This window comes from Mucilaginibacter inviolabilis, from assembly GCF_011089895.1.
Taxonomy (GTDB): domain Bacteria; phylum Bacteroidota; class Bacteroidia; order Sphingobacteriales; family Sphingobacteriaceae; genus Mucilaginibacter; species Mucilaginibacter inviolabilis.
Genome location: NZ_JAANAT010000005.1, coordinates 188030 through 200990, shown reverse-complemented (window position 1 = coordinate 200990; position 12961 = coordinate 188030). Strand labels below are relative to the sequence as shown.

At 41.9% G+C, this 12961-nt stretch carries 15 protein-coding genes; 3 read left to right on the top strand and 12 right to left on the bottom strand.

The window, feature by feature from the left end; genetic code table 11:
- Positions 1–45: 45 nt before the first annotated feature.
- The 7 genes from G7092_RS27510 to G7092_RS27480 form a co-directional block, all read right to left on the bottom strand.
- Positions 46–786, bottom strand: coding sequence for a dioxygenase family protein (locus tag G7092_RS27510; RefSeq protein ID WP_166094916.1), 741 nt, complete (start codon positions 784–786; stop codon positions 46–48).
- 121 nt (positions 787–907) lie between these two features.
- Positions 908–1609: a LytR/AlgR family response regulator transcription factor gene (locus tag G7092_RS27505; RefSeq protein ID WP_166094913.1), complete on the bottom strand. Its 702-nt coding sequence runs from the start codon at positions 1607–1609 to the stop codon at positions 908–910.
- A 3-nt stretch (positions 1610–1612) separates the two neighbouring features.
- Positions 1613–2809 (bottom strand): sensor histidine kinase, encoded by a 1197-nt coding sequence (locus tag G7092_RS27500; protein ID WP_166094910.1) that lies wholly within the window; start codon positions 2807–2809, stop codon positions 1613–1615.
- Positions 2810–2878: 69 nt separating this feature from the next.
- Positions 2879–3478 carry a MiaE family protein gene (locus G7092_RS27495; protein ID WP_317170015.1) on the bottom strand — a complete coding sequence of 200 codons (600 nt, stop codon included), beginning with the start codon at positions 3476–3478 and terminating at the stop codon, positions 2879–2881.
- A 56-nt stretch (positions 3479–3534) separates the two neighbouring features.
- A complete protein-coding gene (gene nadD / locus G7092_RS27490) occupies positions 3535–4107 on the bottom strand; it encodes a nicotinate (nicotinamide) nucleotide adenylyltransferase (protein ID WP_166094908.1) in 573 nt (190 codons plus the stop codon).
- An 88-nt stretch (positions 4108–4195) separates the two neighbouring features.
- On the bottom strand, positions 4196–4792 hold the full coding sequence (gene gmk, locus G7092_RS27485; RefSeq protein ID WP_235953955.1) for a guanylate kinase: 597 nt from the start codon (positions 4790–4792) through the stop codon (positions 4196–4198).
- 76 nt (positions 4793–4868) lie between these two features.
- On the bottom strand, positions 4869–5744 hold the full coding sequence (locus tag G7092_RS27480; RefSeq protein ID WP_235953954.1) for a YicC/YloC family endoribonuclease: 876 nt from the start codon (positions 5742–5744) through the stop codon (positions 4869–4871).
- 246 nt (positions 5745–5990) lie between these two features.
- Here G7092_RS27480 and G7092_RS27475 point away from each other — a divergent pair, with 246 nt between their 5' ends.
- Positions 5991–6788, top strand: a complete 798-nt coding sequence (locus G7092_RS27475) for a hypothetical protein (RefSeq protein WP_166094906.1) — start codon at positions 5991–5993, stop codon at positions 6786–6788.
- A gap of 160 nt (positions 6789–6948) precedes the next feature.
- Here G7092_RS27475 and rnc read toward each other — a convergent pair whose 3' ends face one another.
- The 3 genes from rnc to G7092_RS27460 are packed head-to-tail and all read right to left on the bottom strand — an operon-like array spanning position 6949 to position 9196.
- The gene (gene rnc / locus G7092_RS27470; protein WP_166094904.1) at positions 6949–7674 is read right to left on the bottom strand and encodes a ribonuclease III; all 726 of its coding nucleotides are present in this window, start codon (positions 7672–7674) and stop codon (positions 6949–6951) included.
- Positions 7675–7686: 12 nt separating this feature from the next.
- Positions 7687–8940: a beta-ketoacyl-ACP synthase II gene (gene fabF / locus G7092_RS27465; RefSeq protein ID WP_166094902.1), complete on the bottom strand. Its 1254-nt coding sequence runs from the start codon at positions 8938–8940 to the stop codon at positions 7687–7689.
- A 19-nt stretch (positions 8941–8959) separates the two neighbouring features.
- Positions 8960–9196: an acyl carrier protein gene (locus tag G7092_RS27460; protein ID WP_031266521.1), complete on the bottom strand. Its 237-nt coding sequence runs from the start codon at positions 9194–9196 to the stop codon at positions 8960–8962.
- Between the two features lie 154 nt (positions 9197–9350).
- Between G7092_RS27460 and G7092_RS27455 the strand changes: the two genes are divergently transcribed.
- On the top strand, positions 9351–9770 hold the full coding sequence (locus G7092_RS27455) for an IPExxxVDY family protein (RefSeq protein ID WP_166094899.1): 420 nt from the start codon (positions 9351–9353) through the stop codon (positions 9768–9770).
- Positions 9771–9838: 68 nt separating this feature from the next.
- Positions 9839–11275, top strand: coding sequence for a pyruvate kinase (pyk, locus tag G7092_RS27450; RefSeq protein WP_166094896.1), 1437 nt, complete (start codon positions 9839–9841; stop codon positions 11273–11275).
- An 88-nt stretch (positions 11276–11363) separates the two neighbouring features.
- Here the strand turns inward: pyk and G7092_RS27445 are convergent, their stop codons facing one another.
- On the bottom strand, positions 11364–12074 hold the full coding sequence (locus G7092_RS27445; protein WP_166094894.1) for a DUF4386 domain-containing protein: 711 nt from the start codon (positions 12072–12074) through the stop codon (positions 11364–11366).
- A 193-nt stretch (positions 12075–12267) separates the two neighbouring features.
- Positions 12268–12762, bottom strand: a complete 495-nt coding sequence (locus tag G7092_RS27440; RefSeq protein ID WP_166094893.1) for a thioredoxin family protein — start codon at positions 12760–12762, stop codon at positions 12268–12270.
- Positions 12763–12961 lie beyond the last annotated feature (199 nt).

Below are 12961 nucleotides of genomic sequence, written 5' to 3'. Positions count from 1 at the left end.
TGAAAGGGGAATAACGTACAACGTCAAACGTATCACGTCAAACTTTTAAAGTGCTACGCCAAGGGTAAAAGTGCCCGAATATCCTGCTGAAACGCTGCCAGTTAAAGCCAGGGTTTCCAGAGCAAGATCGGTTGCCGAATCACCAAAAACACTATCGTTTGCGTTGCGGATAGGGTTTATACCATGCGCGGCATATAGAGTGGAAACATGCACGGCATCAGATATAGTTTCAGAGAAAGTAAGCTGTGATACTTTTTTTAATACACTATTCACAAAAACTTCCATGTGTATGTGCGTGGCCCTGCCGCCATACCAACCAGGGTAAATGGTAGTAAATTTGGCTAGTCCTGAGCTATCTGTCAATAAGTATCCGCGCAACCAGGTTTCGCCCACATAGCTTTTGCTGCCCAGTAAGCCCGGTTGGTTGGCATATCCGGAGTAATAGCCATCTTTATTGCAATGCCATATGTCTACCCGGGCGCCAGTAACTACGTTACAGTTGTCGTTTACGTTCACTACCAGGAAATTTACAGTCAGAGGTACCCCGGCTTGTCCACTGGTAACATCTGCCCGGTTTAGCGGGTTAGTTATTTCGCCACCAACATAAGGGTAAGGTCCCTCTGTTTCCGTTGGGGTAGTAGTACATGTAGTGCCGTTGGTTGATGTAGTAGTGGTAGTGGTACTGTCTGTTTGGGCAGCTGCCGAATCTTTTTTACAGGCTTCAATGAGCAGAGGGCCCGCTGCTGCGGCTACAGCAAAGGTGCGAAGAAAGCTTTTACGTTCCATGGTCTACAGGATTAATAAGGTTAAACAATGTTTATTAACGCCTGTAAATGTATATAGGGAAGTAACCAGGACGCGGAATGTATCGGTAAACAGTGATTTTGTGCCGATAGACACGGTTTTTTCATCTGAATTTCATCCAGTTACGGATAATATCATGATAGCTGTCGCTTACCGGTAGTTCTACATCGGTTAATTTAATTTTACGGTTCTGGATAGAACGGATCTTGCTCAATGGTACAATATAACTGCGGTGTATGCGCTGAAATTTATCGGGAGGTAATTTTTCAAGTACTTTTTTCAGGGACATCAATGTAAGGACCGTTGGGGCATTGGTTTGATGTATCTTAATATAATCTTCCATACTTTCGATATATTCAATGGCGGCCAGGTCTATTTTTACCATGCGGTATTCCGAATATACATACAGACTTTCTTCTGGCTGTGCGTTACTTGCCGGGTTTTTGTATCGATAATAATCCACAGCCTTTTCCACGGCTTTTTCAAAGCGTTTAAAATCGATAGGTTTCAGGATATAGTCCAGTGCCTCCAGCTCAAAGCCTTCGTAGGCAAAGTTTTTATAGGCGGTGGTAAATATTACTATGGGTTTTACCGGTAACGATCGTACCAGATCGATACCGGTAATATCGGGCATATTAATATCAATAAAAAGCAGATCGACGGGTTTAGTTTTTAAAAACTCAGCGCCGGATATGGCATCATCAAACGTTTTAATCAGCTGCAGGGCCGGAAAGTGCGATACGTATTCTGCTATCAGTCTTAGCGCCAGTGGTTCATCGTCAATAGCGATACATTGTAATGCCATAAATTATACCTGGTTAATGATAAGCTGTACCGAATACTCTTTATCCTCATTCCATATGTTGAGTAAATGCTTTTCAGGGTACAAATGATTTAAACGCAGCTGTGTATTCCTGATGCCTATTCCACCGCGCTGATTTTCCTCGCGGCGCACAAAAATATGGTTTCTGCAAAAAAAAGAAATATCAGTATCACTCACGCTAATCTTAATATCGATAGTTGTTTTTTCATGTTTGCTTACGCCGTATTTAAATACATTTTCAATAAAAGTCATCAGCACAAGTGGCGCTATTTTTTTGCTTTCAATATCGCCCGTCACAATAAAATTGACCCTGGTATTATTACCAATGCGTAAACGCTGTAATTCGATATAATCGCTGATACAGTCTACCTCGTTTTGCAGCGGAACCATATCGGCTGCCACATCATCGGTTACATAACGCATAATATTGGATAACTTCATGATGCTATCTGCGGCGTGATCATCCTTTATAACGGCTAGTGTGTAAATGTTATTGAGCGTATTGAATAAAAAATGCGGATTGATCTGGGCCTTTAGGAAGGATAGCTCGGCCGTGGTTTTATCAGCCTCGGCCTGTATGGCGCGGCGCTCGGTGAGCCGCCATTGTTGTATGATCCTGATGGCGGTACTTAATGCCATGATCATGATAAATATAAATATGCTGATGCTGTCGGTTGGTCGTAAACGCCAAAAACGATGTTTACCATAAGGTTGCCCGTTGGGGAACATGGGTGGTGGGAATTGTCGCGTCGTATCTCCCGAAAATCCGGGACGAGATCCCATTATTCCATCTGTTGGCATGGTTTCAGGACCTGGATAACCCGGCGGAAATGACCCAAATGGCGGCCGGGCACGTCCATACATACCCATTGTTCGGTGCCCGATACTGCGTAACAATTTGTCAAAAGGCTGCAGATAATATACCCCGCCAAACAGCAATAGTACAATGATGCTGTATAACACGTATCTTCTTTTTAAAAAGAATGCAGGGATAAAAAAGTATGCATTGCTGTAAAAAAGAAAAACGTAGGTATAGCAGAATAACCAGTAGCTGTGCTTTTCTAATATAGACCAGGTGATATCGCCCTGCCAGCGATTACTTAAGAATAGCAGCGGGAAGGCCATAAATAATAACCAGCCGGCAATATGTATAATAACGGAAAAGGCTTTAAAGCGCGACATGTATAAAGTAACGCATTCAAAGCCGTTAATAAAAAATGTATCGGTATTTAGGCTGTTTGTATAGATGAATTACCCGTGTATGGTTTCGCTTTTGCCGTAGTTCTGGATCACCTGGGCTTCATATTTCAAAAACTCGGCCCAGCGTTTATCCACATCAATTTCAACAGCGTATTTTTTGGCCAGGCGAATGAACATAGCATAATGGGTGGCTTCGCTCACCATGAGCTCGTGGTAAAATTCGGATAAATGAGTATCGTCAATATTTTCTGACAGTACTTTGAACCGTTCGCAGCTGCGTGCTTCTATCATGGCCGAAAATAGCAGTCTGTCGATCAATTGAGCTTCACGACCACCGCCTATGATGATGAATTTGCGCAGCTCATTCACATAATTATCCTTGCGCTCGCGGCCTAGTACAAAGCCGCGTTGGAGTATAATATCATGTACGCGTTTAAAGTGATCCATCTCTTCCTGAACCAGCAGCGCCATCTCCTGAACCAGGTCGTTCAGATTAGGGTTTTGTACAATAAGGGTAATGGCATTGCTGGCGGCCTTCTGCTCGCAAAAAGCATGATCGGTCAGTAACTCCTCAATATTGCTTTCCACCACGTTTTTAACCCAAAGCGGATCGGTAGGCAGCTGTAGTTTCAATATGGTTTTTTCGCTCACAGGAACAAAGATAGGAAGATAGAATCAAGAAATAAGAATCAAGACCAGATGATAGATTACCTATATAGTCCCTTGCTTTCAATAAATTTCAAGACCGGGTCGGGTACAAAATATTGTACGTTCTTTTTTTCGGCGATGGATTTACGGATGAAAGTTGCCGATAGTTCCATTTGCGGGGTCATGGTGATAGTAACCGCTGGATGATCGGCGAGCTCGGCATTTTCATAACCAGGACGGGGATATACATATATTTTATAATCGCGCAATATCAGCTTGTAATTCTTCCATTTATGCAGCGTACCCAGGTTGTCAGATCCCATGATGAGGGCAAAGTCATGTTCGGGATATTTTTCTTTCAGATGGGCGAGTGTATCAATGGTGTAGGATGGCTGGGGTAATTTTAGTTCCACATCGCTTACGCTAATATTGGTGGCATGATCTGTAGCTAGTTTGGCCATTTCTAACCTGTCATAAGTATTGATCAGATCGCCATACTTTTTAAGCGGATTTTGTGGCGATACCACCAGCCAAACTTTATCAAGCGTGGTATGATTAGCCATATAATTGGCAATAATCAAGTGCCCAATGTGTATGGGATTAAATGAACCAAACAGTAAGCCTATTTTCATGTGGTGCCCCCTAACCCCCTGAAGGGGGAATGATTAATAATGTTTTTGTAGGGCCCCTGCTCTGAATGAGTTATTCAGAACTCCCCCTTTAGGGGGCTGGGGGGCTAATAAAGTTTTTTACCAATTCCTCGGCTTCCTTACAAGCCGTTTCAAGATCGTAATTTTTGAGGATAATGTCAAACTGTGGGGCGTATTTTAGCTCTTTTTCGGCTTTGGCAAAGCGTTCTTTTAGCTTTTCCTCACTGTCAGTACCACGACCAGTAAGGCGTTCTATCAAAACTTCCAGCGATGGGGGCTGTACAAATATGGCCAGGGCCTGCCCGTCGTACTTGCGTTTCAGGTGCATGCCGCCTTCTACGTCAATGTCAAATATCACGGTTTTACCTTTTGCCCAAATGCGTTCAATTTCGGTACGCAGAGTACCGTAAAATGTACCGCTGTAAACCTCTTCAAACTCCACAAACTGTTTTTTGGCAATACGGTGCAAAAATTCTTCCTTGCTGATAAAGTAATAATCTTTTTCATGCACCTCATCGCCACGGCATTCACGGGTGGTTGCCGAAATGGAAAATTCAAGCTCCGGCATTTTGCTAAGCAGGTGATGTACGATGGTGGTTTTGCCTGCTCCCGATGGGGCTGAGAATATGATGAGTTTACCTTCTATGGACATTCTTGATTCTGTCATTGGGTCATTAGTATCATCGGGTCATTATTCATCTTATTATGTAATGACTTAATGACCCGATGACTCAATGACTATGCTATAAAACGTTTAACAGTTGTTCTTTAATTTTTTCAAGCTCTTCTTTCATGCCTACTACCAGTTTCTGGATGTTGGCATCGTTGGCTTTGGAGCCCAGCGTATTTATTTCGCGACCGATCTCCTGCGAGATAAAACCGAGCTTTTTACCGTTTGCATCAGCATTTTTCAGGGTTTCGATAAAATACTCACAATGTGTTTTCAGTCGTATTTTTTCCTCGGTGATATCCAGTTTATCAATATAGTATATCAGTTCCTGCTCAAAACGATTTTGGTCGATAGCTTCCCTGTCGGCAGCTTCGCTTAAAAATGTATTCAGACGTTCACGTATCAGGGGTACCCGTTTAGGATCTTCCAATTCCACCAGTTCCAGGTTTTTCAGGATGATATTGATGCGGTGTTTTACATCATTTTCGAGTACGTTGCCTTCATCCGATCGGAATTGCTGAAATGCAGCCAAAGCCTGTTGAAATGTTTTTTCAACCAATTTCCATTCATCTTCTGATGCCGTTTCGTCGTCATATTTTACCACCTCGGGCAAACCTAAGGCAAGCTGTAACAGGTTGGTAGTGGGTTCGTTAAGTTCCTGACTTACCTCTTTTAGCTGCAGGTAGTATTGTTTAAGTAAATCCTTATCAATACCCGCAGCTTTTACTGCCGTATTTACCTGTTCAATGTTGATAGACAGGTTTACTTTACCACGTTCAATTTGCTTACTGCAATCATTACGCAGCTGAAACTCTTTTTCAGAGAATATTTTTGGCAAGCGAAGGGATAGTTCAAGGAATTTGCTGTTCAGGGATTTGATCTCAACGGTATATTTAGTATTACCGGAGTCAAAACTGGCAATTCCATACCCTGTCATGGATTTTATCATGTGCAAAGATAGGGTTTTTGTTTTGAAGTTTGAAAAGTATGAAGTTCTGAGCCTGAAGTCTTGAGTTCTGAGCCCAAAATTCAAATTATTAATTGATTTTTAACTAAACTCGATATAATCAAGAGCCCTTTTTATTCAGTTACGACTTAAGAATCAGAACTCAAGACTTTAGGCTCAATCCCAAGTTTAACACTTTTTTACATTTGGTGTAAAATACAGTTGGTATCTTTACGTTATATCACATTCATGTATTATCGTTTTCCCCTGCTTCTTATAGCCTGTATTTGTTCCGCTTTAATAGCTTCAGCTCAGGAATTTACACTCAAAGGAGTGATCTCCAAAAAGAGTACACCTGAGCGTATTGGCCAGGTTTTGATCAAAAACCTCAAAACTAACAGCCTCATGATCAGTGACGACCTGGGTTGGTTTTCGATCAAGGCTTCTGCCGGCGATACCTTACTTTTTACAAAGGAAGAGTTTACCCCGCAAAAAGTTGTGGTGCTGAATAACAGCGATATGCCGGTATACATGCAGCCGGTAATCAAGCTGGCCGAAGTAAAAGTGCTTGGCCGAACAAAAAAGCAGGAACTTAACGCCATCATGAACGATTACCGTAAACAAGGTACTTATTATAGCGGTAAGCCTCCCGTGCTCTCGTTTTTAAGCAGCCCAATCACAGGGCTTTACGAACTGTTTGGTAAAACCCCTGGACGTGCACGCCGATTTGCCAATTTTGCCAAAGGAGAAGCCGAGCAGGCCGAAATTAACAGGCGCTACAATGTATATTTTGTAAAACAGTATACCAAACTGCCAACAGATAGTGCCGCTCGCAGGTTCATGAATTACTATACCCCATCCTACGAGGACCTGAAAGGCTGGACCGATTATGACCTGATCAAACAGATGCAAAAGTCGTATGAGTATTATAAAAACAGTGGAGAGAAAGATATGCTCGAGGGCTTAAATTCGCCAACTTTTATCAAAAAAGATACTACACTGAGGCTCTCAGAACCGGGAGAGACATTGAAAAAAGAGAAACATTAATTTTTTGGAGTAAGGATTAGGGGAACAAGGAGCAAAGATCTTTGGAGTAAAGAGCAAGGACCGAATAAAGATTTGGGAGAGGGTATAGGAGTAACGCTTTTTGCAACAAATAAGAAAAAGATCGTTAATCCAAAGATCCTTGTTCTTTGCTCCAAAATAACTAAATCCCCAAAGACTCACAGGCTTTTTCGGCGGCTAGTTTTTCGGCGTTCTTTTTGCTGAATTCTTTGCCTTCGCCTACCACCTCGCCATCAACGCTCGCTTGTACGGTGAAAAGTTTGGCACTTTCACCTTCCAGGTTGGTTACCAGTTCAAAGATAATATCACGACCATGGCGCTGGCACCATTCAATCAATTTGCTTTTAAAATTGGTTTCGGTTTGTTCCAGCTTGTGGATATCAATATGCGATTTGATGATGTGGTTGATCAGGAAGTTTTTGGTAAAGTCGTATCCCTTATCCAAATAAACGGCACCCACAAGCGCTTCAAAAGCGTCCCCTAGTAACGACCCCTGCCTGCTTGAGTTAAGCATGCGGCTATCATACTCAATGAGTTTATCAAAACCCAGTTTACGGGCAAGCTGGTTAAGATTTACGCGGCTTACTATCTTGGAGCGTAGCTCGGTTAAAAAGCCTTCGTCTTCATACGGATATAATTTAAAGAGTACCTCGGCAACCACGCTGCCCAGCACGGCATCGCCCAGAAACTCCAGGCGCTCGTTGCTGTTTTTTACCCCTTTTTTTACGTTTTGGGCAACCGACTTATGCCGGAAAGCCAAACGGTATAAAGACAAATTGCCCGGCACAAAACCGAGCAAATTCTTTAAAATCTTAACGTATTTCCTGTTGGGTGATATATATAGCTTATAAAACTGACTGATAGGCATCCACAACCACAATTAATCTTCGTACTTTTTAAATATAACAGAAGCATTATGGCCACCAAAACCAAATCCGTTGCTTTGAACTATCTTTATTTCACGCTTTTGGGCAGTGTTAAAGGTAAAGTTGATTTTAGGGTCAAAAGCAGGATCGTCGGTAAAATGGTTAATAGTAGGGGGAATTATACCATTTTTTAAAGCTAATATAGATGCTATGGCCTCAATTGCGCCGGCAGCACCCAGGAGGTGACCAGTCATTGATTTGGTTGAACTGATATTAATACGGTAAATATCATTGCCAAAAACATCATGTATAGCCTTAATTTCCTGCGGATCGCCAATTGGTGTAGATGTTCCGTGAACATTTACGTAATCGATATCGGCAGGGGTAAGGTTAGCATCTTCTAAAGCTGCACGCATAACGGCTGCCGCGCCTAAACCTTCCGGGTGTGGAGCGGTCATGTGGTAAGCATCGGCACTCATGCCTCCGCCTATCATTTCGGCATAAATTTTTGCGCCGCGTGCTTTAGCGTGTTCCAGTTCTTCAAGAATAATGGTACCAGCACCTTCACCGGCCACAAAACCATCACGATCCAAATCAAACGGACGCGAAGCCGTTGCCGGATCGTCGTTACGGGTTGACAGGGCGTGCATTGCATTAAAACCGCCAATACCGGCTTCGTTAATGATGGCTTCAGAACCACCGCTGATAAACATATTAGCTTTACCCATGCGGATATAGTTAAATGAATCAATCAGGGAGTTGTTTGATGAAGCGCAGGCAGATACCGTTGTAAAGTTGGGGCCACGTAAGCCATATTTAATAGAGATATGACCAGGGGCAATATCAGCTATCATTTTAGGTATAAAGAAAGGGTTAAAGCGAGGTGAACCATCGCCTTTGGCAAAGTTCATCACCTCGTCAAGGAAGGTTTTTAAACCACCTATGCCCGCTCCCCATATAACACCTATACGGTTAACATCTAATTTTTCGAAATCTAATCCTGCATCCTTTACGGCTTCTTCAGTTGAAAAAAGAGCGTATTGAACAAAAGGATCTAATTTTCGGGCGTCTTTACGGCCCAGGAAACCATCCGCATCAAAGCCCTTAACTTCACATGCGAATTTAGTTTTGAACTTTTCAGTGTCAAAACTTTTAATTAAGGCAGCGCCACTTACCCCATTGATCAAACCGTTCCAGTATTCTGAAACTGTGTTACCAATAGGAGTAAGTGCTCCAAGCCCGGTTACTACAACTCTTTTAAACTCCATTTAATCCAGTTAGGGAGTCTTATTTAACGTTTTTTTCAAGATAAGCAACTGCCTGGCCAACAGTACCAATAGTTTCAGCCTGATCGTCAGGAATAGCCACGTTAAATTCTTTTTCAAACTCCATGATTAGTTCCACGGTGTCTAACGAGTCGGCACCAAGATCATTGGTGAAACTCGCTTCTGGTGTAACTTCACTTTCGTCAACACCCAGTTTTTCTACGATAATAGCTTTTACTCTTGAAGCGATATCAGACATAGTCTTTATAGTTTAATGATTAATAAAAATTCAGTGCAAAGAAAAATAAATTCTGTCAATTATCAAATCTAAAACTTTTACAATATATTTCGGTAACAAAATTTTATTCAAACGGTTTGTATTCGTAATTTTGACGTTTGTAAAAGTAATGATTTTGAACAGGAAATTTTTAAAGTTTGAGATCGATTTTGATTTTGTGCTTATCGCCATAACCACATCATTAAAAGATTACCGTATTTGTTACCTTATCAACAAATCTTTAAATTTTAATTTCGTGCGGTCAAACGACCTCTCTGTCGATATCTATCAGGGGGCCGAACCTGTATTGTTCTCCCTTTTTCATTACCAGTGGGAAACCACCGAAACCGACTTCTATTTTATTGGTAATAAGGGGTCTGACGGTTATCTGGTGCCCGAGATCAGGAGCGCCGATTACTTTGTTATGATCAAGAATTATATTGACGATGACGACCTGGACAGCCTGGTATCAACCATTAATAAGATACCCGAAGTTGTGGCCGCCGTAAAGATTGATCCGAAAAAAATAAAATCACGGGAAAATCTGTTATTTTAGCGCAAAATTTAAAAAAAGAGTGTTGGTTTTACACTAATATAAATGTAAGCCAGTTTAACCCGAACAATATGAAACTATACTATAATCGTACTAAAATTGTAGCCACCATGGGCCCGGCGTCAGCTAAAAAAGATGTTTTATTAGCTATGATCAAAGCCGGTGTTAATGTTTGCCGCCTTAATTTTTCGCACGGAAGACCGGAGGATCATAAAGCCGTAATTGACATCATTCGTGAAATTAACGAACAATACAAAACCAACGTTGGCATCCTGGCCGATTTACAGGGCCCTAAAATCCGTATCGGTTTGGTAAAAGATGGTGGCATACACCTGGTTAACGGAACTCATATTAAAATCACCACTCAGGAATGTATCGGTAATGATGAGCAGATCTACATTACTTATGATACCTTCCCACAGGATGTACAAGCCAACGAAATTATTTTGTTGGACGATGGTAAACTGCAGTTACGCGTTATTGAAACCAACAAAAAAGACACCGTTATCTGCGAAGTGGTACACGGCGGTATCCTAACTTCACGCAAAGGAGTTAACCTGCCAAATACTAAAGTATCTATCCCAAGCTTAACCGAAGAAGATTTGATCAACCTGCAATTCGCACTGAAATATGATGTGGAGTGGATAGGTTTATCATTTGTACGTACCGGTCAGGATATTACTGAATTAAAACATATCATCGCGCAAAGTGGTAAAGCTGCCAAGGTTATCGCCAAAGTAGAGAAGCCGGAAGCTATTGATAACATCGACGAAATTATTGCCGCTACAGACGGTGTGATGGTAGCCCGTGGCGACCTTGGTGTAGAAATGCCATTGGAAGAAGTTCCATTATTACAAAAAATGATCGCGAGCAAATGTCGTGCGGCTTCAAAACCGGTAATTGTAGCTACCCAAATGCTGGAATCTATGATCACTACCCCACGTCCAACACGCGCCGAGGTAAATGACGTAGCCAACTCGGTACTGGATGGCGCCGACGCGGTGATGCTTAGCGGCGAGACTTCAGTTGGTGAGTTCCCGGTTATTGTTATCGAAACCATGGCTAAAATTGTGCGTAACGTGGAGGAGTTTGGTTACAGCTTTAATACTGCTAAAGTTAATAATACTGATCCATCTTCGCCAGATTACCTGAGCAACGCGGTTTGCGAATCGGCCGTTCACCTGGCGCAGCACACCAATGCGGTAGGTATCGTATCCATGACCACATCTGGTTATACCGCTTTCCAGATCTCGAGCCACAGACCACAGGCAAGTACTTATATATTCACCTCCAACAGGCAATTGCTAAATGCTTTAAGTTTGGTTTGGGGTGTACGTGCCTTTTTCTATGATAAACTGGAAAGTACCGACCAAACTATCAGCGATGTAAACGGCATCCTGAAATCAGAAGACCTCATCAAAGCCGGCGACGTAGTGATTAATACCGCCGCTGTGCCTATTATTAAACAAGGTAAAACCAATATGCTTAAAGTAAGCATTGTTGAATAACCTTATTTAAATATACTTTTAATGGAAAAAGGCTCGCCGTAATGATGAGCCTTTTTTGTTTATATAGGTTTTTGTTCCGATTGAAGCCTTATGTTGCTTTCTGTTTCTTCACCCCCATGATCAGCAGCCACAGGCAGATGCTTATTTCGCCAATGCTGGCGGGTATGGTAACAAAACTAGAAATGGTCATTTTACCGTAGCCTGTAAATAGAAAATCACAGGTAAAATCTATCAGGTAACTCAAACCTCCCAGTATCAAAAAAACACCTAAAATCTTCGGCAGAAAGCCCGATTTATATACCAGGTAACCAAAAGGGAGCAGCCAAAGTCCCCAGAATATAGAAGCTACCTGATTACCCTGGCTATAAAAGTGAAGATTTAACATCACCTGGGCCTGCAGATGGGGCAGATCAAATGTGTGCAGGTAGCTGGCTTTACCAATAAGGGTTAATACCGCAAAATAGTTAAGGATATTTACAAAAGCCATTGGTATCTGAACCAGGGCCAATATGACCATCAGAATAGCATAGTTTTTATTTACCTCTTTTAATAATTTGTACAAAGCAAGTGGAAGTAGCAAAAAGAAGATATAACAAATGAAATAGACCAAAATGCCCAGGCGGAATAATGTTTCAGATTCGGTGATATTTTTAAAAGTTGTAGCCGCATCGCTCCAAACAATAAGCTTTCCGGGAATATACATCAGGACAAAAATGCCCGTAACTATATTGACAAGATATAATAAGCCTGCGATCCTGGCATTTTTTTGTGGGGGTAGACTGGTGGAAAATTCAGTCATGGTGGTGTAGGTTAGTGATTAGCTGTCATTTTGATTCGAGCACATCAAAATTGTTACAGCTATTAAAGGGGCGCGAGCAAAAAAGGGCTGTCACCCTGAGCTTGTCGAAGGGTAGAGCGCAGAAGCCTGCCTACTATGCTTCGACTGAGCTCAGCATGACAGTCTTATTCATATTTAAGGGATTAGAAGGGAGTTACTTCGCCTTCTCGTAAGTTTTGGGATCAATTGCCGCGGGCGACCAGTCCTTTAAAAAATCCATCACCTTTTCTTTGCTGTGCCCTTTGCCTTCTTCCAGGTAACCTGAGTTTTGAGTATGCAGACGTGTGCCTTTGTCATCCAGCACTACAAATACCGGGAATCCGAAACGTTGCGGATAACCCAGATCGGCCAGCACGGCTTTGTTCTCATTTTCTTTACTGTAGTTTACATGCAAAACCACGTAGTTATCATTCAGGTATTTGTTCAGGTCGGCATCTTTGGTCACCAGATCGTTAAACCGCAGGCACCAGACGCACCAGTTGCCGCCAATTTGCAAAAGCACGTTTTTATGCTGTTGTGCCGCCTGTTTTACCGCGGCTGCGATCTCTGCTTTAGCATCGGCATTGGGGTTATATACGTGAGGTTGTTCCTGCGCGCGGACGCTCCGTGTAAAAGCAGCCAAAAGTACTATCAGAATTAATTTTTTCATGTATAGGGATTGATAATTTAATTGACAGTTTAATATAACTGATCAATATGCTGTAAGCTACAAAAAATGATATAAAAAGATAATTTTTTAATTATTAACACGCGTAAGGAATTGATAATCAAAGTATTGCTATTTTATATATAATGCGGGAGCCTATTAATTGACATGTGTGGAAAACTCTGAAATAAAAGGTAATACC